Origin of the sequence: Bacillus sp. LUNF1 (assembly GCF_011008975.1) — a bacterium.
Lineage (GTDB): Bacteria > Bacillota > Bacilli > Bacillales > Bacillaceae > Bacillus > Bacillus velezensis.
In genome coordinates, this window is the sequence record NZ_CP048876.1 from 1,960,426 (window position 1) to 1,983,614 (window position 23,189).

Here is a 23,189-nt window from a genome sequence, read left to right on the forward strand (position 1 = left end):
TTATAATCTCCCTGTCGCCTTTTTCTACAGTTCCTCGACAAAACTCGCTATGCTGTCCAAATCATCAGATGTTAACGTTTTGCTGCTAAAATCACTAACGGTTTTTTCTGCTTCCTCTTTCCCTGTGCAGTGCGCCATAATATCACGCAAATATTGCTGTAAGGTTTGCAGCAGCTGTTCCATCGTTTCTTTGCGGAAGCGGCTCGGCGGATAGCTCAAACTGAAGTGAAGTTTGTTTTGTGCGGCCATCGCGCTCATTTCCACCGCTTGTTCCCGCTGCCATGTCGGCGTGATGTCGTGCCCGCTTGCAAGACCGGACAGACTGAACGTGTGCTGATCTTCTGTATCATTGAATTGCCCTAAATAGTTAAAGCTGATTTCAGGCGCTTGTCTGAAGCGGATTGTTTTTTGTTCAGGCGGTGTCATGTATTTTAAAATGCCGTAGCCTATTCCTTTATCCGGTATTCTTCCGAGTGTGTCTTTGACCGTTTTTACCGCCGTTCCAAGCTCAGCGCCTGCTGTGTTCAAGTCAATGAGCACCGGATACATGGAGGTAAACCAGCCTACGGTGCGGCTGATGTCGAGCTCCGGCATGATGTGCTCTCTCCCGTGCCCTTCCATCGCGATGCGCAATCTGCCGCCCCCTGTCCAGTCCCGTAAAGCCAAAGCTGCGGCAGTCAGAAGAATATCTTGCGTATCGGTATGGTAGGCCCGGTTGACCTGCTGAAGCAAAACGGACGTTTCTTCTTCTGTAAGCGTAAAGCTTACCGTTTGCCGAATGCTGTCGGCTCCCGTCTGATGCTGCGGTTTTTCATAAGGAAGTTCGGCGGCTGTTTCTTCTTCAATAAAACGCCAATATTCTTCTTCATGCATCAGCTTGCTGCTTTTTGCGTATTCTGAAAGCCTTACGGCGTATTGTTTAAACGAATCGGTCTTTGGCGGAAGCTGGACCGGCTGACCTTTTACGGCTTGAGTGTAAGCGGCAGATAAATCCTCCAGCAGAATACGCCATGACACTCCGTCAACCGCCAGGTGATGTACGGTGATGAATAAATAATCCCCGGACCGGGTTTTGAACCAGCCGGCTTTTAATAACGGCCCTTTTTCAATATCCATCCGCTGTTGGAGCGCAGCCACTTCAGTTTCTATTTCTCTTTCCCAAGTATCTGTCTCAGACAGATCCCAAATGTCCAAGCTGTACAGTTCAGCATTTTGAATACCGTGATTGATTTGTCTGAAACTTTCGTTTTCTGCACTGACGGTGATCCGGAGTGCATCATGATGAATGACAAGATGCTTCAAGGCTTCTTTGAGCGGCTGTTTATGCAATGCGTCAGAGCTGAACATCATGACGGACTGATTGAAATGATTTCTGTTTTCCATCCGCTGTGATAAAAACCAGTGCTGAACGGGTGTCCAAGGTATGTCTCCTTCTACCGGCCGCTGATCGCTGACTCTTTCCGCTTTCCGGATAAGAGGCGCGAGCTCCTTAATGGACGGGTGCCGGAATAAGTCACTTGCCGTCATTTTCCACCCATAGCGTCCGAGCCGTGCGGAAACTTGCAGCGCTTTGATTGAATCGCCGCCCAACTCAAAAAATGAGTCCTCAATCCCGACTTGTTTTGTGCCGAGCACTTCCTGCCAGATCACGGAAAGCTGTTCTTCAAGCTCATTGCGGGGAGCTGTGTACGCGGTTTGAAGCGCGAGCTCCGGTTCGGGCAGATTTTTCCGATCCAATTTACCGTTCGGCGTAAGCGGCAGCTTCTCAAGTTCCATCATATAGGCCGGAACCATGTAATTCGGCAGTTGCCGAGAAAGTAAAGAACGCACTTTTTCTGTATCCATGTCCGCCTGCAGACTCATATATGCGATCAGTTCTTTATTGCCGGACTGCCCGGTTCTGACTGACACGGCAGCTTCTTTCACGCCGTCCAGGCTCCTCAGTGCGGCTTCAATCTCTCCCAGCTCGACCCGATAACCGCGGATTTTCACTTGATCATCCATCCGCCCGGCATATTCGATCGTTCCGTCCGGCAGCCAGCGGGCTAAATCTCCGGTGCGGTACATCCGTTCTCCGGGAACAAAAGGATTAGGGACAAATTTTTCTTCCGTCAGCTCAGGGCGGCCGAAGTATCCTCTTGCCACACCGTCTCCTCCAGTGCATAATTCGCCGATGACGCCAATCGGCTGCGGTGTTCCCCTGCTGTTTATGATATATGCGGTTGAATTTCCGACTGGGCGGCCGATCGGGATTGAATGATCGTATGATTGTTCAATCAAAAAGCAAGTCGAGAACGTCGTGTTTTCAGTCGGTCCGTATCCATTCCATACTGAGAGATGCGGCAGCGCACTCCGAACCCGGTTTACATGGCTCGGGGACAGTGCTTCCCCGCCGATAATCAATCGGGATAATCCGGAAAACACGTGTTCATTTTGTTCTGATAAATGGTTGAACAGAGACGATGTCAGCCACAGTGTCGTAATGCCGTTTTGCTGTATAAATGTTTCCAGAACATCAGAGTCGAGATAGGTTTCCTGGTCACTTACATATAAAGAAGCGCCGTTTAAAAGCGGACCGAATATTTCAAATGTCGTAACGTCAAATCCTAATGATGAAGTAAACAACAGTCTATCTTCCGGCGTAAAATCAATATAATTGCTGTTTTTCACAAGGCGGATCACGCTTCGCTGTTCAATCATGACGCCTTTTGGCGCACCTGTTGACCCGGACGTATAAATCATGTAGGCCAACGATTCAGGTCCGCCGAGCGGTTCGGGATTTTCCGAACTCAATCCGGCCTTTGTTTGAATATCCTCTATGAATAAACGTTTTCCTGAAAGCGGCAGACCGTCAAGTTTATCAGATTGGAGAAGAATATCAGCTTTACAGTCTTTAAGCATCCATTCAGCCCGTTCCCGCGGCACATCGTCACCGATAGGCAAGTAGGCGCCCCCCGCTTTTAATATTCCGAGGATTCCGGAGGCAAGCTCTGTTGTGCGGCCGGTTAATAAGGCGACAACGCTTTCCGGACCGACGCCATTTGATCGGAGAGCCGCCGCTATTCTGTTAGCCCGTTCGTTCAGCTCACGGTATGTCAAGATTTGTCCATCATAAACAACTGCCCGGGCATCGGGAGTTTCTTTTGCCTGCCGCTCAAATAAACGGCTGATGGTTTCGTGTCTTGGGTAATCGCTTTTCGTCTGATTAAACTGATAAATGACGCGATTTGTTTCAGCATTATCCAGTACGTGAATGTCACCAAGCGGTATCGCTTGGTTTTCAATTACTTTTGTAAGAATACGGGTAAAATAAGATAGCCATTTTTCAATTGTCTGTTTTTGATAGATATCTGTATTGAATTCAAAATCAAAGCTGATGGAACCGTCAGACCCTTCTGACGCGTAAAGCGTGGCATCAAACTTTGCGGTTTTATGACTTGTATCCGCAGCTTGAGCCAAATGCAGCTTATTTAACACCAGGGATTCACGCTCCATATTTTGGAGCACAAACATAACGTCAAACAGCGGATTTCGGCTCATGTCCCGCTGTACGCCGAGCCGTTCCACCAGCTCTTCAAACGGGTAGTCTTGATGCTCATACGCCTCAAGCGCCGCCTGGCGGACTTCCGCCAAGTAATCGGTAAACCGTTTGTCTCCTTTCGGCTCCGTTCTGATGGCCAGCGTGTTGACGAACATGCCGAGAATCGGTTCAAGGTCTTTGTGCGGACGCCCGGCAATCGGTGAGCCGACGATGATGTCTTCCTGCCCGCTCAGGCGCGCGAGTAACGTATTGTACGCGGCGAGAAGCACCATATACAAAGTAGAGCCGTGATCCCGGGCGATGCGGTGAAGGCCGGATGCCGTTTCAGCGTCAAGCGTGCACGATACGCTGCCGCCCGCAAAGCTTCTGACCGCCGGACGGGGCTTGTCAGCCGGAAGCTCAAGCACCGGGAGCTCTCCTTCTAGCCGCTTCAGCCAATACGCTTCCTGTTTCTGGTACCCTTCTTTCTCCTGAAACGACCGCTGCCAGACGGCATAGTCTTTATATTGAAGGCGCATCGGCGCAAGCGAACGGCCTGCGTACAGCTCGCCGAATTCTTTTATCAAGGTGTTGACGGACACACCGTCAGAAATAATATGATGCATATCCGTTAATAAAAGATGACGTTCGTCGGATTCTTTCACGAGAGCCGCACGGAAGAGCGGCGCTTCCTCCAGACAAAACGGCCGGACGAATGCGTCAGCTGACTCGGCCTCATCCAGCTGAAACGGTACGCTGTCATGGATGCGCTGCACCGGTTCGCCGTCAGGCCCCGTTTCAAAGGACGTTCTGAGCGACTCATGCCGCTCCACAAGCTGCCGGAACGTCTCCTCCAGCCGGCTGCGGTCAAGCGGGCCCGTCAGTTCCAGCACAGCCGGCATATTGTAGCCGACACCGCCATCTTCAAGCTGCTGGAGCACATACATCCGTTTCTGCGCCGAAGACACCGGATAGGTGTCCTGTTTTTTCGCAGGCTGAATCGCTTCATACGGGCTCTCTTCCAAGTCCTGAATAACCGAAGCAAGCTCTTCCACCGTCGGCCGGGCGAAGATGTCCTGTAACGGCACCTGAACACCGAACTCTTTGGCGATGCGGGAGACGAGAGCCGTCGCTTTTAACGAATGGCCGCCCCGCTCAAAAAAGTGATCCCGGATGCCGACGGGGCCGTTTTTTAGCACCTCTTCCCAAAGAGCGCAAAGCTTCATTTCCGTGACGTTCCGCGGGGCGGTGTCTGCCGCTCCGCCGGGAGCCGGCAGCGCGCGGCGGTCAAGCTTTCCGCTCGGCGTGACCGGCCATTCGCTCATCTTTATGAACTGAGCCGGCATCATGTAGGCCGGAAGGCGTGTCGCAAGCTCTGCCCGCACGTCATCGCTTTCCCGTCCTTCGATATAGGCGTAAAGCGCGGTTTCGCCGTGTTCGGTCCGGGGGGTGACCGCCGCCTCACGAATGCCGTCGATGCGCCGGATCGCCGCTTCGATTTCTCCCGGTTCAATCCGGTAGCCGCGGACTTTCACCTGTCCGTCTGAACGGCCGAGCCATTCAACAAGGCCGTCTTCTGTCCAGCGTGCGATATCACCCGTCTGATACATGCGTTCTCCCGGGTAAAACGGATCATCGAGAAAACGCTCCTCTGTCAGCTCAGGCCGGTTCAGATAGCCCCGGGCCACGCCGGTCCCCGCGATGTACAGCTCTCCTGCCACGCCCGCAGGCTGGATGGTTCCCCCGCTATCTAATACATACAGACGGGCACCCGGAACGGGTTTTCCGATCGGAAGCCTTGTCCGTCCGCTGTCCCGTTTTCGGTCACAGACGTAAAACGCCGCATCAACCGTCGCTTCCGTCGGTCCATAGCCGTGAATAAGCATCGTCTCCGGCAACAGATCTGCAAACCGGGCAGCCGTAAGCGGGGAAAGAGCTTCGCCTCCGGCAAACACGCGTGTCAGTGTTCTGCCGAGGCGTGTTCTTGTTTCCTCAGGCTCCGTTTCCAGCGCGTCTAAAAAGCTGTTGACCATTGCCGGAATAAAATGCGCGGTCGTCACCTTTTCTGAGGCAAACGCTTCAATCATCCGCACAGGATCTTTCTCCCAGCCGGCAGGAAGCAGATACACGGAGGCGCCTGACATCGTCCACCAAAACAATTGCCAGATAGAGGCGTCGAATGAAAAGGATGATTTCAGCACGATAACATCCTCTTCCGTTAACGGAAACTGCCCTTGCATCCCTGATAAAAAGGCGGCGGCCTGACGGTGTTCAACAGCCACTCCCTTCGGTGTTCCCGTCGAACCGGACGTATAAATGATATAAGCGAGCGAAGCGCTATCCGCTTCTTCAGAGACAGCCCCTGTCTCCGTCTCGCCTGTCAGAGCAGAAAGAGACACTTCTAGCGTTTCTCCGGAAAAACCGGAAACGGATAATCCCGGCTGTGCAAGCAGAAGACAAGCGCCGCAGTCGTCGAGCATATAGCGCAGCCTGTCCTCAGGATAGTCAGGGTCAAGCGGCACGTAGGCGCCGCCCGCTTTTAACACGGCAAGCACTGAAACCACCATCTCCGGCGAGCGTTCAGCGAGTACGCCGACCATGCTTTCTTTGCGGATGCCTTTTTGGCGGAGCCGAACGGCGAGCCTGTCTGTGTACTGGTCGAGCTCAGCGTACGTCAGCATGCCGCCCGGAAAACGGAGCGCCGGACGATGCGGCGAAAGCGCGGCGCGGCGGGCAAACAGCCCGTGAAGCGTCGGAGCCGGCGGTTCAACCGTTTCTGTACGGTTAAACGCATCCAGCATATTTCTGGCTTCACACGCATCCAGCAATGCGATCTCGGAGGCGCTCATTTCAGGGTCGGAAATGACTGACTTCATCATATGCCGTAAAAATGTTTCAATATTCTTCATAAAAACACGATCGTATATACCGGTATCAAAGTTTAAGCGGATATAAAGAGAATTTTCCGGAATCACCTTTATGCTGCATCCGTAGTTTGTGACTTCCTCCATCGTGAAATCTTCTACCGCAAAATCAAATGAACCGGCCTGACTCACATTTTCAATTTCACGCTGGGCCGGCACATTTTCAAACACGATAATGTGGTCAAACAGCGCTTGCTTCAGAGGGCTTTGCGCCTGAATGTCATACAGCGGATAATAGCTGTACGCTTCTGCTTGCAGCGTCTCCTGCTGCAAATGCCTGACGAGCTCCAGAAAAGAAAATGAACCGCTTTTCACCCGCACGGGAATCGTATTGATAAACAGTCCTACCATTTTTTCCACGCCTGCGAGATCCGACGGCCGGCCGGAAACGACAGAACCGAAAACGGCGTCATCACAGCGGCTGACACGCTGCAGCAACATGCCCCACAGTGCCTGGAACACTGTATTCAGCGTTGCTCCCGCCCTTGCCGCAATGTTCTTCAGCCCATTTGTCTGCTCTTCCGAAATGGTGAAAACCGCCTGCTCAAGTTCGCCATTTGGTTCCGCGGATTTTTTCGGAAGAGACGCCGATTGCTCAAGATCGGCAAGTCTCATATTCCAAAAAATCTCGGCTTCTTTACGATCCTGCTTCATGAGCCATTTAATATACTTTCCATATGGCTGAACAGGCTCGAGAGACGGGAGCCGTCCGTCTCCGAGAGATTGATAGATCATCAGAAATTCCTTCATGACAATTCCGAAGCACCAGCCGTCCATGACGATATGATGATGGCTCCATATACAAACATAGCGTTCAGGCGCTTTTTTCAAAATGGAGACTCTCATGAGAGGGTCTGATTGCAAATCAAAGCCTTTATCTTTATCTTCTTTTCTGAACCGGTCGGCATATTTGTCTTGTGCCTTCTCGTCCAAATGAGAAATATCATGAAACTGAACGCGGCTTGGTCTGTTTTTCAACACGACTTGGCGGGGCTTCGCCACATTCTTATGAATAAATGTCGTACGGAAAATATCGTATCGTTCAAAAACAGCATCTATACTTTTTTGGAATCGTTCCCGGTCAAGCTGTCCGTTGATCGTAAACACCGCTTGTTCGAAGTAGGCTCTTGAGTCATGATCCAACAGAGAATGAAAAAGCATGCCCTCCTGCATAAAAGATAAAGGATATATATCTTGTATTTCCGGTTGCTGCCCCATTGCGCCACTCCTTTTCTATAGTTTGTTGACGGCTCCCATAATGTCACTCAGATCTTCCAGCGTTAACTCCTCGTCACTGAAATCAGCGGCGCTCCATTCACGCTCCTCTTTGCCTGTGCAATGCGTGATGATCTGCTTGAGAAAGGCATGAAAATGTCCCGTCAAAACTTCAATCGTTTCTTTTTGATACTGAAAACGGTTGTACACGACATGCATGCTGAGACATTCCGACGATACGGAGCCGCTGATATCAAGTGTGTACGGACGTTCCCAGTCCGGGCTGACTTCATTTCCCGCTTTTACGGGAGAAACACCGAAGCCGCTGGAACGGATTTCCCGGTCGAACTGCCCCAGATAGTTAAAACTGATTTCAGGAGCATCAGATTCAGTCTCTTCCCAGAGTTTGCTTATATACTTCAGCACCCCGTATCCCGCTCCTTTATGCGGAATGCGGCGCATCATGTCTTTTGTCCGCTTAATGTGATAGCCGAGCTGCTCGCCGTCATCAGTCTGATCTTGAAAACTTGCGTCAACCAATACCGGATAAATTGACGTAAACCAGCCGATGGTTCTGCTGATATCAAGATGCTCCAGATGCTCTTCCCTTCCATGGCCTTCCATGCTGATTTTGAATGTCTCGTTTCCAGTCCATCTGTTCAGCGCAAGGCTTAACGCGGCAAGCAATAATTCACCCGTCTCTGTTGTGTATGCTCTGTTCGCTTCCGTTAACAGCTGCTCAGTCTCCTGTTTTGTCAATGTAACGGTCATCACATCTGTATCTTTCAGAAGATTGGAAGAGATGCGGGCATCTTTCGGAAGCGGTTCGACCGCCGCTTTTTCTCTTTCGGACCAGTAGTCTGCTTCCTGTAACAGCCGGCGGCTTTTTGCATAATCAGAGATTTGCTTCGCGTAAGTCTGATAGGAATCGGTTTTTGCCGGAAGCGCGGTTTCTTTTCCTTCGAGCGCCTGCCTGTAGCATGCGGTGAGATCTTCAAATAAAATCCGCCATGACACCCCGTCAATGACAAGGTGATGAATGGAAAGCAGCAGATGATCGCCATCATTAGCGTGAAATAATCCGACAGCTACGAGCGGACCCGTCTCCAGCCGAATGGAAGTTTGAATAAGGGCGGCCGCCTGTTCAATTGCGGCGTGCTCCTCTTGTAATGACCCTTTCCCTCTCACGTCATGCGTTTCAAACATAAAGAGTTCTTCTTCAGAAAGGTTTTCCGCTCTGTTATATTGAATCACCGATCCGTTTTGCGTGCCGCATACCATCCGTAATGCGTCATGATGAACCGCGAGCTGTGCCAGCGCTTTTCTCATAGCAGATTCATTGATTCTGTCCGCACTGCGGAGCATAACCGACTGATTAAAATGATCATGCGGCAATGATTGCGACAAGAACCAATGCTGGATCGGCGTCAGCGGCACGTCTCCCGTGACGGGAGCCTGATCAATCACGCGGCGGACTTTCCGGAGCCGCATCGATACTTCTCCCAGTGTCTGATGCTCGAACAGCTCGCGGACGGTCGTTTCATAGCCCTGCTGTTTCAGCCTCGCACATACTTGCAGCGCTTTAATCGAATCCCCGCCGAGATGGAAGAAATGAGCATTGGGGCCGAGTCCTTCAACACCTAAGAGTTCTTCCCAGATGTCAGCCATCATTTCTTCAGTTTCATTTCTCAGGCTGATATCATCTCCAAGGCTATCATTTAATTCAGGCTGCGGGAGCGCCTTCTCGTCCAGCTTCCCATTCGCCGTCAAAGGCAGTTCATCAAGCTCTATCAAGCGGGCGGGAATCATATATTCCGGCAGAAAAGCTCTGAGAGAGGCCTGAATCTCTGCTTCTTTTATCTTTTCGTTTCCGTGTAAGACCGCGTATGCGTAAATGGAGTGCTGACCATGCTGATCAGCACGTGTGATCACGGCGGCCTCTTTCACGGAGGAAAGCTCTTGCAGCGCTGATTTAATTTCTCCCAGCTCAATTCTGTGGCCTCTGACTTTTACTTGCGCATCTTTACGCCCGACATATTCCAGCTCGCCATTTGAGAGCCTTTTGGCGATATCGCCCGTCCGGTAGAGCCGCATGCCGTGCGGATTCGTGATGAAACGGGAGGCGGTTAAATCATCCCTGTTTACATACCCCCTCGCGACGCCTTCCCCGCCGATATAAAGCTCACCGGGAATTCCGATCGGCTGCAGATTCATATAGGCGTCCATGACAAAAGCATGAAGGGTTCCCAGCGGTCTGCCGATATTGCTTTTGTTTCTCTCAATATCATCCATATTCAGTTTTTTGCATGTGACGTGAACCGTGGTTTCCGTAATGCCGTACATATTAACAAGCTCCGTCTCCGGGTACTTTTCTTTCCAGCTTTTCAGCATGCCGGGCTGAAGCGCCTCTCCGCCGAAAATGACATATCGAAGCTGTAGCCTGTCCGTATGCCCGGCCTCTTCATGAATGAGTCCTGAAAAAGCCGTCGGCGTTTGGTTCAGCACCGTTACGCCTTCACTTTGCAGCAGCTGCCGGTACAAATGCGGATCACGGGCAGTTTCTTTCGGCACGATAACTACCTTTCCGCCGTATAAGAGCGCGCCGAATATTTCCCATACAGAAAAATCAAAGCAATAGGAGTGGAACAGCGTCCAGACGTCTCCAGAGCCGAAATCAAACGGCAGTCCTTTATGTGTGATAAGGCTGATGACATTGCGGTGTTCCGTCATAACGCCTTTCGGTTTTCCTGTTGTGCCCGATGTGTAAATCACGTAAGCCGGCTGTTCAGGCGTTATCATTTCTTTCGTTCTGTCTGCTGAAACGGATTCAGGCTTATCGATGTATAAAACCGGCAGCCCGTCCATTCCGGATATCCCAAGACCCGATTGCGTCAACAGAACACGCGCGCCGCTGTCAGTCAGCATAAATGAAATCCGCTCGTCAGGATAGTCAGGATCGATCGGCAGATAAGCTCCTCCCGCTTTTAAAATACCGAGAATCCCAATCAGCATATCCGGAGATCGATCGGTCATAATTCCGACAATCTGTCCGGAGCGGATGCCATTTTCCGACAGCATATCGGCGATTCGATCCGCCTTTTCATTGAGCTCGCGGTAGGTGAGACGCTCATCAGACATGACGGCTGCAATTTGATCCGGCATTTTTTCCGCCTGTGCTTCAAATAAACTGACGATCGTTTCATGCCTCGGATACTCCGCCGTTTGATTTCCCGCTTGAAGAAGCATCTGCCGCTCGTTTGTGTCCAGCAAATGAATGTCAGACAGCTTCCGCTCATCATCCGATGCGATTTGTCCTAAAAGCTCTTTAAAATGACCGGCCCACCGTTCGATCGTATCCTTTTCAAACAAGGCGGTACTGTATTCAAAATGAAAATCCAGTGAGCCATCCGGCCGTTCCTCGGCATGAAGCGTCAAGTCGAATTTTGAAATGTCATGCTTCACTGCATGTGAAGAAACGGATAAGCCCGGAAGGTTCACTTCGAAATCATCACTGTTTTGCAAAACGAGCATGGCATCAAACAGCGGATTGCGATTGACTTCCCGGTGTGTATCAAGCTTTTGGGCAAGTTCTTCAAACGGGAAGTCCTGATGTTCGGCCGCGCCGAGGGCGAGCATTTTCACCTCTTCTAAATAAGCGCGGAATGTCTTATCCCCTTTCGGCCTGCTTCTCATTGCCACGGTATTTACAAACATGCCGATGACCCCGTCAAGCTCAGCGCGGCTTCTGCCGGCCGCAGGTGAACCGACGACAATGTCTTCCTGCCCGCTCAATTTAGAAAGGAACAAGGAGTAGCTTGCCAAAAGAATCATATACAGCGTCGAACCTGTCTCATCCATGAGCCGGCGCAAATTCTCCGCCGATTCCTTTTGAAGGCGCGTTCGAACAACGGACCCGCTGAAATCAGGAAGCTGCGGGCGCTTTTTATCGAGCGGCAGATCAAGTACGGGAATGTTTTCCCCGATCGTCTCCAGCCAATAACGCTCATGTCTTTTGAATTCTTCAGCGGCAAACCGCTCATGCTGCCAGACGGAAAAATCTTTGTACTGGAGTTTTAACGGCTGCAACTCCTTTCCTCTGTATAAATCCGTCAATTCTTGAATCAGAACGCTCATTGACACACCGTCTGCGATAAGATGATGCATATCAAGCAGCAGAAAATGACGTTCTTCAGTGACTTTGGCTAAAGTCACTCTCAAAAGCGGCGCTTTTTCCACATCAAACGGTTTGACGAAAGTTTCCATCACCTCTTGAAGAAGGTTCCCGGATGGCATGTGAATCTCTGTGAGGTCAAGATCGACATGTGAATGTATGTGCTGCATCGGCTCCCCGTTTCGTAAAACAAATGAAGTGCGTAACGCTTCATGCCTTTGTAACAGCGCTGAAAAGGCTTCGTGCAGCCGATCCCGGTTGAGTCTGCCGCTCAGTTCCAGACAAGCGGGCATATGATAGCCTGTACTGTCCGCTGCAAGCTGATGAAGGGCATAGAGCCTTTTTTGCGCAAAAGATAGCGGGTACAAGTCCTTTGCCACAGCAGGCGTGATTTCTGCATATTCTCCTCTTTTCCTCTGTTCAAGGAAGCGGGCCATGCTCTCGATGGTCGGATGTTCAAAAACATGGCGGACGGCAAGTTCAATTTGGAGCCGTTTATGTATGTTTGAAACAAGCGACGCGGCTTTCAGCGACTGTCCGCCGATTTGGAAGAAATCATCTCTCATACTGATATGTTCCCGTTTCAGCACTTCTTGCCAAATAGACAGCAGCTCGGTCTCAAGCATTGTGCGCGGAGCTTGATAATCACCGGTTCTCTCAGCTTCTTTCGGCTCAGGAAGTGCGGCCCGATCAAGTTTTCCGCTCACAGACAGCGGCATTTCCGTCAATTTCGTAAAGCTTCCCGGTATCATATAAGCAGGTAATCTCCCGGCCAATTCGGCATGAGGGTCAAATGTCACACCCGCGTTTTGCAGTACGACATAAGCTGCAAGCTCCTGTTCCCCGTCCGCCGTTTTGCGCACGGTGACTGCCGCCTCTTTTACCCCGGACAGACTTCTGAGTGCCGTTTCGATTTCTCCTAATTCAATTCTGTAACCTCTTACCTTGACCTGATCGTCAAAGCGTCCCATATATTCAATCGTTCCATCCGGTAAAAATCGGGCTGCATCTCCCGTTCTGTACAGCCGTTCACCTTCACGAAACGGATGAGGGGTAAAGACTTTGTCCGTCAGCTCTTTTTGCTGAAAATATCCGTCCGCCAGACCTTTTCCGGAAATACACAGTTCACCGACGGCTCCGACCGGCTGCAGCCGATCTCCGTGCATCATATAGACAGAAGTGTTGGCAATCGGGCGCCCGATCGTAATCCGGCTGCTTTTTTGCAGGTTGCGCAGAATCGTCGTGGCCACACTGTTTTCCGTCGGGCCGTATTCATTCAGCAGCTCGGCATTCGGGCATATGTTGCGGCTCGCTTCCACGATATCAGGGGTGGCCGCTTCCCCGGCAAATGTCACCGCCCGAAGCGTCTGCGCATCCTTTTTCGTCAGCGAATCAAGCAGAACGCGATACAGAGACGGAACGATCAGAAGATGGCTCACTCCGTGGCGGGTGATTTTCTGTTTTATTGAAAGGACGTCTTTCGCATCATCTTCATCAGTTAACAATACACAGGCGCCCGACAGAAGCGGAGTGAAAAGACTCGTTAATGACCCGTCAAATACGTATGAAAAAAGATGAAGCGCTATGTCCCCTTCTGTCATCCCGTATTCTTCACGCCGCCATTGCAATGTATTGCTGATCGCTTTGTGTTGTACAAGCACCCCTTTCGGCCGGCCTGTCGTTCCGGAGGTGTAAATGACATACGCCCAATTTCCGCTGTCAGAGACCGGCGGAAGCGGTGCGGTCTGCTGGGAAACCGTTTCCTCCATGATGACGACGCTGCCTTTAAAATGCGGCGGGATGAGGGGGAGCAGGTCTTTTTCAGTCACGAGCAGTGAGGCTTCACTGTCTCTCAGTAAAAATGAAATCCGTTCAGGCGGAAATTCCGCATCAATCGGCATATAGGCGCTGCCCGACTTCCAAATTCCGAGCAGAGCGGCAACCGTACTCATTGATCGGCGCAGCATAACAGCGGTGATCTGGTCGGGGCGTGCGCCTTTTTCCCTTAACGCATGCGCAATCTGATTCGCCCGCTGATTTAATTTCTTGTAGCTCCAGCATACCCCGTTATATCTCAACGCCTCTTGGTCAGGCGTTTTTGCCGCCTGTTCTTCAAACAGCCCATGAACGGTTGTCTCAGGGTACGGACGGTTCGTTTCGTTAAACGAATGAATCAAGGCTTCTTCCTCCGGAGGCACGAGACTGATGCTTGATAAAAGCCTGTCCGGATCTTCCGTTACACAGGAGATGACCTCCAGAATATGCCCTTTGATCCGTTTCATCTCTTCCCGATCGTAGATGCCCGCATTGTAGCTGAATTTTACATAAAACTCTTCTCCCGGAACGATGACGACGTTAAGATCGTAATTGGTTTCCTCCGCCATCGAAAAGTTTTCAAGTGAGAGCGCACTGCTTTCCGTTTGCTGCCAGCCGTTTACCGCAGCCTGCATCTGAACCGGATAATTCTCAAAAACCAGGATATGGTTCAAGAGATCTTTTTGCAGACCGCTCTCGTTTTGAATGTCATAAAGCGGATAATAGCTGTGCTCTTCCGCAGCGAGTGACTCTTTTTGCACCTTTTTGAGAAGAGAAGAAAAAGTCATATCCCCAGCCGCGCGCACCCTTACCGGCACGGTATTGATAAACAGTCCAGCCATGGATTCAATGCCGCTGATAGCAGACGGCCTGCCGGAAACAACCGAACCGAAGACCGCATCTTCAGTGCCGTTGTAACGATGGAGAAGCAACCCCCAAATGCCCGTAAATAAAGTATTCAGCGTGACCCCGGTGCTTCGGGCAATGTCTGTCAGTTTTTGTACGGTTTCAGGCTCAAGGGAAAATTGAAAATGCTCAGATGCATAACCGTTTTGCGCCGGCTTATGCTTCGTTTGCGGAACGGAAACGACTTCTCCGTAATCTTCCAAGCAGCGCGACCAGAACGCTGACGTTTCTTCTTTATTCCGGCTTCGGAGCCATTTGATATAAGAGCTGTACGGAGCCGGACTGCCGAGGTTTACAGGCCGCCCGTTCCGGATCGCATAATACATGCTGAAGAAATCTTTCAGCACAATGCCCAAGCTCCAGCCGTCCATCATAATGTGATGGTGAGTCCAAACGCACGTATGGCGGTTTTCTCCCGTTTGAAAAAGAGTCAGGCGCATTAAGGGGCCTTTTTGCAGATCAAACCCCTTATGCCGGTCGGTTTCCTTGAATTCCTCAATGATGCTTTGCTGCCGTTCTTCCGAATAGTCTGAAATGTTCTCAGTCTGTACGGCTGTGTCACGGCGTGAAAGGACAACCTGCTGCGGACCTTCAAGGTCAGGCACTTCTTTTATGAAAATCGTTCTGAAAATATCATAGCGGCTGACAAGCATATCCAGACTTTTTTGGAATGTATCAATGCATAAATCCCCGCTGACTGTAAACGAAATCTGCTCGACATATGCGTTTGATCCGGAATCCAGAAGCGAATGAAACAGCATGCCTTCCTGCATATATGATAAAGGGTAAATATCTTGAATTTCTGTCGCTTGTGTCACGAATGCCACACACCTTTTTATGAAATTAAAGTCCTTTTACGAGATCTTCAATGCTCGATAGTGCTTGAGCGGTCAATTCTGTATGGCTGTAATCCGTTAATGTTTTTTCCCGCTCTTTTTTGCCGGAACAGTGGGCGATGATGTCCTCGAGGTGAGTATGGAAACGATTCATGAAGAACTCGATTGCCCCCGGTGCAAATACATCGGTATAAACGGCTTTTACCTCCAGTTGCCCGGCCGCCACCATCGCGTTAATATCCAGATCAAACTCGCGGATGCGCCCGGCCGCTATATCATGCTGCGGCTTGAACGGTGACATCTTCAGCGTTCCTTCAAGACCGTCAAACGCACCGAGATAGTTAAAGCTTATTTCTGGGTCTTTATAAAGAATGTTTCGCGAATATCTCAGCAGCCCGTAGCCGGTTCCGTGGTGAGGAACCCGTCGCATCATGTCTTTTACCGTCTTTATGCGGTGCGCGGTTGTTTCGCCTGAGCCGTCCGGCACTCTCATATCCAAAAGCACCGGGTAAACAGATGTAAACCAGCCTGCCGTTCTTGACATATCAATGTCAGGTATATGCCCCTGGCGACCGTGCCCCTCAGTGCTGATAAGCATCTGTTCAGAACCCGTCCACTCATGAAGCGCCATTCCAAGCGCCGTTAAAAGCAATTCATGAACATCCGTTCCGTATGCCTGCTGTGTTTCCAACAGCAGCTGTTTCGTGACTTCGCTGCTTAATATCCACGATGCAGTGCACGCGTTTTCCTGCAATCGTCCGGCGTTTTCATCAGTTATTTTCGGCAGCGGCGCTGTTTCACTAGACATCACGCTGTCCCAGTATGCGGCTTCCTCCAGCAATGCTTTGCTTTTGGAAATGTCAAAAAGTTCTTCGGCATACTTTATATAAGAATCGCTTTTCGGCGGCAGTTCGATTTGTTTGCCGTCCAATGCCTGCTGATAAGCTGTCTGCAGATCTTCAAGCAATATCCTCCATGACACGCCGTCCACGATAAGGTGATGAATCGTTATAAGCAGATGGTCGGCTTCCTTCTGCCTGAACACTCCGAGATGAAGCAGAGGCCCCTGATCAAGACGCATAGCCTGCTGTATTTCTTTTTCCTCAGCGGCTATCCGTTTTTCGGGCTGCGTTTCTTCTGAAATATCTATGACGTTAAGCGTAAAGATTTCTTCATACTGCTTTGTGATTCCGCGATTATATTGAACCGTTTCCCCATGCTCATTTTCAGTGAAGGTCATTCGCAGCGCATCATGATGTTCTGTCAGCGCGCAAACCGCCTGATACAGCGCATCTATTTCGAGGCTGTCTTCACTGCACAGCATGACCGCTTGGTTATAATGAAGCTCAAACGCACCCGGCTCCTCAAAAAATCTCTGCTGGATCGGTGTCAGCGGAGCGCTTCCTTCTATCGGCCCCTGATCAGCCGTTGCAACAGCCGGCGTGAGGTGCTTTGCGAGTTCTGCAATCGTTGGGAATTGAAACAAATCGCGGATCGACATGTTCCAGCCTTCTCCGGCGAGTCGGGCTGACACTTGAAGCGCCTTAATGGAATCTCCCCCAAGCTCAAAGAAAGAGTGATGAATTCCCGCTTTCTGAACATGAAGCACATCTTCCCAAATCCGGCATAACATCTCCTGTTTTTCATCGCCGGGCGCGACAAATGCCTGTGATGAATGTATCTCTTCTGCCGGCAGTGCCGATTTATCAAGTTTGCCGTTCAGTGTCAGGGGCATGCTGTCTAAGCCGATAATATGAGACGGCATCATATAAGCCGGGAGCTCCTGCATAAGAGACTGGCGAAGTGATGAGATATCGGCCTCTTTAGGAACGATGTATGCCGCTAATCGGGCTTGTCCTTCAGCATCTTTCATCACGGTAACAGCCGCTTCTTTGACTTGATCGTGTTTCAAAAGCACACTTTCTATTTCTCCCGTCTCAATTCTGTATCCTCTGATCTTCACCTGCTTATCGATCCGCCCTTTAAAACGAAGAGTTCCATCCGGAAGCCAGCAAGCCTGATCTCCAGTTCTGTAAAGCGTTTCTCCCGTTTGTAACGGGTCACTGAATGCGCCCTTTGTCAGCTCAGGCTGTCCCCAATATCCTTTGGCGACGCCGGCGCCCCCGATATACAGCTCTCCGAAAACACCGATCGGCTGGACCTGTTTGTCTTTGTTTAAGACGTACATTTGCACATTCGGAAGCGGAACACCGATCGGCACATCATCTTCCCGCGGCTCTTCGCTCATTTTAGCTTCATAATACGAAGAATCAATTGTCGCTTCTGTTACACCGTAGCTGTTAATGATCCGCATTTCTTTTCCGAAGCGTTCTTGAAGCGTATAAAAATCCTGCGACTTGATCATATCTGAACCCAGTACAAGTATTTTTACACTTTGCAGCGCGAGCTTCCGGCGATATATATATTCCATAAACGGAACAATCAGCGCGGGTGTCGACTCCATAAACGTGATACGGTGCTGATCAATGAGCTGATAAAGCTGTTGTGGCTCAAGCCGGACGTCATCCGGACAAATGACAAGCGTTCCTCCGTTTAGCAGGGCGCGTGCAAGATCCCCTGAAAATACATCAAATGAGAAACTCGCCATCTGCAGCACTCGGACTGGTTTACGATCAAGCTCATAAATTTTCCGCCATGCAAGTGCTGCATGCGTAAAGCTGAGATTTCTGACTTCGACTCCCTTCGGCGTTCCCGTTGTTCCCGAAGTATATATGATATATGCAGTATCATCCGGAGACGCTGCCGGCTGAATATTCTTTGCACAAATATCGTATTGATCTTCATGATCGAGCTGAATGAGAAATAAATTGTGATCCGTCAGCTGTGAAGCAAGTTCTTTGTATTCTGACTGCACCATCAAGACGGATGCCGCGCTGTCTTTTAATAAATAGCGAATCCGTTCTTCGGGATAATGGGAGTCAACCGGTATATACGCCCCTCCCGATTTCATGACGGCAAGAACGCTGACGATCGCTTCAATCGAACGGTTTGCCAATATAGCTGCTCTTTTTCCCGGACCGAATCCATTTTTGTGTAATGTTCGCGCAAGCCGATTTGCCCGCTCGTTAAGCTGCGAATAGCTGATCTGTTGTGTTCCTTCAATAACAGCGGTCTGATGAGGCGTTTCTTCTGCTTTCTCTTCAAACAACTGGTGAAACAGTTTGTGTTTTTCCATGAATTCGGTTTGTGTGTTATTAAACTCAATCAGTAACTTTTGTTTTTCTTCTTCATTCAAAATGTCAGTTTTCGATAGTGTGACTTCCGGTTCGGCGGCAACATGGCGCAAGAGATTCAGTAAGTGGCCCATCCAGCGTTCAATCGTTTCTTTCTTAAAAAGCTCGGTGCTGAATTCCATTTCAAAGCGGATGTTTCCATCGGATTCAGCCGCTGATAAGGTCAGGTCAAAACTTGATACATCATGTTCGGTATGCTCTGATCGTGACGCCTTCAGACCGGCCAGATTTATCTCCTCTCGCTCCATATTCTGAAGAATAAACATCGCATCAAACAGCGGATTGCGGCTCATGTCCCGCTGCACGCCGAGCCGTTCCACAAGCTCCTCAAACGGATAGTCCTGATGCTCATACGCCTCAAGCGCCGCCTGGCGGACTTCCGCCAAGTAATCGGTAAACCGTTTGTCTCCTTTCGGCTCCGTTCTGATGGCCAGCGTGTTGACGAACATGCCGAGAATCGGTTCAAGGTCTTTGTGCGGACGCCCGGCAATCGGCGAGCCGACGATGATGTCTTCCTGCCCGCTCAATCTCGCGAGTAACGTATTGTACGCGGCGAGAAGCACCATATACAAAGTGGAGCCGTGATCCCGGGCGATGCGGTGAAGGCCGGATGCCGTTTCAGCGTCAAGCGTGCACGATACGCTGCCGCCCGCAAAGCTTCTGACAGCCGGACGGGGCTTGTCAGCCGGGAGCTCAAGCACCGGGAGCTCTCCTTCTAGCCGCTTCAGCCAATACGCTTCCTGTTTCTGGTACCCTTCTTTCTCCTGAAACGACCGCTGCCAGACGGCATAGTCTTTATATTGAAGGCGCATCGGCGCAAGCGAACGGCCTGCGTACAGCTCGCCGAATTCTTTTATCAAGGTGTTGACGGACACACCGTCAGAAATAATATGATGCATATCCGTTAATAAAAGATGGTGTTCGTCGGATTCTTTCACGAGGGCCGCACGGAAGAGCGGCGCTTCCTCCAGACAAAACGGCCGGACGAATGCGTCAGCTGACTCGGCCTCATCGAGCTGAAACGGTACGCTGTCATGGATGCGCTGCACCGGTTCGCCGTCAGGCCCCGTTTCAAAGGACGTTCTGAGCGACTCGTGCCGCTCCACAAGCTGCCGGAACGTCTCCTCCAGCCGGCCGCGGTCAAGCGGGCCCGTCAGTTCCAGCACAGCCGGCATATTGTAGCCGACACCGCCGTCTTCAAGCTGTTGGAGCACATACATCCGTTTCTGCGCCGAAGACACCGGGTAGGTGTCCTGTTTTTGCGCAGGCTGAATTGCTTCATACGGGCTCTCTTCCAAGTCCTGAATAACCGAAGCGAGTTCTTCCACCGTCGGCCGGGCGAAGATGTCTTGTAACGGCACCTGAACACCGAACTCTTTGGCAATGCGGGAGACGAGAGCCGTCGCTTTTAACGAATGGCCGCCCCGCTCAAAAAAGTGATCTCGGATGCCGACGGGGCCGTTTTTCAGCACCTCTTCCCAAAGACCGCAAAGCTTCATTTCCGTGACGTTCCGCGGGGCGGTGTACGCCCGTCTGTCTGCCGCTCCGCCGGGAGCCGGCAGCGCGCGGCGGTCAAGCTTTCCGCTCGGCGTGACCGGCCACTCGGTCATCTCTATAAACTGAGCCGGCATCATGTAAGCCGGAAGGCGTGTCGCAAGCTCCGCCCGCACGTCATCGCTTTCCCGTCCTTCGATATAGGCGTAAAGCGCGGTTTCGCCGTGTTCGGTCCGGGCGGTGACCGCCGCCTCACGAATGCCGTCGATGCGCCGGATCGCCGCTTCGATTTCCCCCGGTTCAATCCGGTAGCCGCGGACTTTCACCTGTCCGTCTGAACGGCCGAGCCATTCGACAAGGCCGTCTTCTGTCCAGCGTGCGATATCGCCTGTCTGATACATGCGTTCTCCCGGATAAAACGGATCATCGAGAAAACGCTCCTCCGTCAGCTCAGGTCGGTTCAGATAGCCGCGGGCCACCCCTGTCCCAGCGATGTACAGCTCTCCTGCCACGCCCGCAGGCTGGATGGTTCCTCCGCTATCTAATACATACAGACGGGCACCCGGAACGGGTTTTCCGATCGGAAGCCTTGTCCGTCCGCTGTCCCGTTTTCGGTCACAGACGTAAAACGCCGCATCAACCGTCGCTTCCGTCGGTCCATAGCCGTGAATAAGCATCGTCTCCGGCAACAGATCGGCAAACCGGGCAGCCGTAAGCGGTGAAAGAGCTTCGCCTCCGGCAAACACGCGTGTCAGTGTTCTGCCGAGGCGTGTTCTTGTTTCCTCAGGCTCCGTTTCCAGCGCGTCTAAAAAGCTGTTGACCATTGCCGGAATAAAATGCGCGGTCGTCACCTTTTCTGAGGCAAATGCTTCAATCATCCGCACAGGATCTTTCTCCCAGCCGGCAGGAAGCAGATACACGGAGGCGCCTGACATCGTCCACCAAAACAATTGCCAGATAGAGGCGTCGAATGAAAAGGATGATTTCAGCACGATAACATCCTCTTCCGTTAACGGAAACTGCCCTTGCATCCCTGATAAAAAGGCGGCGGCCTGACGGTGTTCAACAGCTACTCCCTTCGGTGTTCCCGTCGAACCGGACGTATAAATGATATAAGCGAGCGAATCAGCATCCGCTTCTTCAGAGACAGCCCCTGTCTCCGTCTCGCCTGTCAGAGAAGAAAGAGACACTTCTAGCGTTTCTCCGGAAAAACCGGAAACGGATAATCCCGGCTGTGCAAGCAGAAGACAAGCGCCGCAGTCATCGAGCATATAGCGCAGCCTGTCCTCAGGATACTCCGGGTCAAGCGGCACGTAGGCGCCGCCCGCTTTTAACACGGCAAGCACTGAAACCACCATCTCCGGCGAGCGTTCAGCGAGTACGCCGACCATGCTTTCTTTGCGGATGCCTTTTTGGCGGAGCCGAACGGCGAGCCTGTCCGTGTACTGATCAAGCTCGGCGTACGTCAGCATACCGCCCGGAAAACGGAGCGCCGGACGATGCGGCGAAAGCTCGGCGCGGCGGGTAAACAGCCCGTGAAGCGTCGGGGCCGGCGGTTCAGCCGTTTCTGTACGGTTAAACGCAGTTAACACCCGTTTCTTTTCTTTTTCATCCGCCATATCAATATGCCGAATCAGCCGGTTTGGATTTCTAACGGCATTTTCAACGATCGTCAGCAAATGAGTTTGAATTCGTTTAATCGATGTTTTAGTAAATAAAGCGGATTGATAATCAAAATTCAGCTCAATCAATCCCGTATCTGTCCGCTCCTTAATTAAAATGGACAGCTCATTTGCCGTATGCCCGCTGAAAAACATCGCCGTTTCATAATCGAAACCTTCTGCCTGACGCCACGCGAGAGGCTGGTATTGCATCGAAATCCCGATGATATTTTGCAGGTCGTGATGAATCTGCCTTAATTCATTGACAAAAAGATTGTAAGGATATTTCTGGTGCCGCATAACAGACAGCTGCTCTTTTCCTACGCTGCGGACAAAGGACAGGAACTCCGCATCAGGATCTGCCGTCATTCTGATCGGCAGTGTGCTGACGAACATGCCGAGCATATCCTTTTCGAGCCTGGAGCCCCGGTTTCCGTAATAAGTACCGATGGCAATATCCTTTTTAGCCGTCAGACGGCTGATGCATATGTATAACGAAGCCATAAACAGAGAGATGATGCTGACATTATGATCTTTGCAAAAACGCCGGATTGATTGTTCTAAGGAGTGGGAAAGAGTGATTGTATCTCTTGAAGCCGCAGTGCTTTGTCTAAGATGAGAGGTTCGTTCCGCCAGTGAAAGGTGTTCCGGAACGGTTCGGTATGTTTCAGTCCAAAATGAACGGTCTTTTTGAAAACGGGAAGACTGTAAGTATTGCTGTTCTTTTTCCATGTAGCTGAGATAGGAAGGGCTTTGGTGTTCGGCCAAATCCTCGCTTCGCATGATTTTTTGGTAGATTTCAATGAGCTGATTGCCAAGCAGATTGAGCGAGATGCCGTCCATAATAATATGGTGAAATTTTGAATAAAGCCAAACTTCTTCGTCTGACATGACAAGCAGAGTAAATTGATACAGCGGTGAATGAAACAGCTTGAACGGAACACGCGTCTGTTTGTCAATCCATGCCTCCCGCTCTGATTGATCAATATGAGTAAAATCAACGGTCTCTAAAGAAATCGGCCGATGCCCGGCCAGATACAGCTGGGGTTCTGAGCCGTCCCCTTCCGTCAGTTGAAACCTGAGCGAATCATTTTGCAAGATAGAGAAATCTAAAGCACGGCGCAATACGTCAAAGTCGATATTCCCCCTGAATTTGACGCACGCCGCGAGATTGCAGATACTTGTGCCCGGCTCGAGCAGCTCTGTAAACCAGACTCTTCTTTGGGCGTGAGTTAAAGAATAAACAGTGTTCTTCAATGGAATCCCTCCATTTCAATTTAAGAGGATAAGAAAGTGAAATAATTACAATTAAAATTCGACAGCATATGACTAAATCATCCATATAGCATTATTTTAAAACATATTTTAGAAATCACAATAAAAAATTAAATTT

At 50.8% G+C, this 23,189-nt stretch carries 3 protein-coding genes; all 3 read right to left on the reverse strand.

The window, feature by feature from the left end; all coding sequences use genetic code 11:
- Window positions 1-24: 24 nt before the first annotated feature.
- Genes G4O42_RS09345 through G4O42_RS09355 form a run of 3 tightly spaced genes read right to left on the reverse strand, consistent with a single transcriptional unit; the run spans window position 25 to window position 23,053 of the window.
- Window positions 25-7,662, reverse strand: coding sequence for a non-ribosomal peptide synthetase (locus G4O42_RS09345; protein WP_045555043.1), 7,638 nt, complete (start codon window positions 7,660-7,662; stop codon window positions 25-27).
- Between the two features lie 15 nt (window positions 7,663-7,677).
- Window positions 7,678-15,369, reverse strand: coding sequence for a non-ribosomal peptide synthetase (locus G4O42_RS09350; RefSeq protein ID WP_032872262.1), 7,692 nt, complete (start codon window positions 15,367-15,369; stop codon window positions 7,678-7,680).
- Between the two features lie 25 nt (window positions 15,370-15,394).
- Window positions 15,395-23,053, reverse strand: coding sequence for a non-ribosomal peptide synthetase (locus G4O42_RS09355; protein WP_045555042.1), 7,659 nt, complete (start codon window positions 23,051-23,053; stop codon window positions 15,395-15,397).
- Window positions 23,054-23,189: the final 136 nt, after the last annotated feature.

What these genes read in the sequence shown, in the direction of transcription:
- G4O42_RS09345 (WP_045555043.1), bottom strand. Translation starts at nt 7,662, where the DNA reads ATGGGGCAGCAACCGGAAATACAAGATATATATCCTTTATCTTTTATG.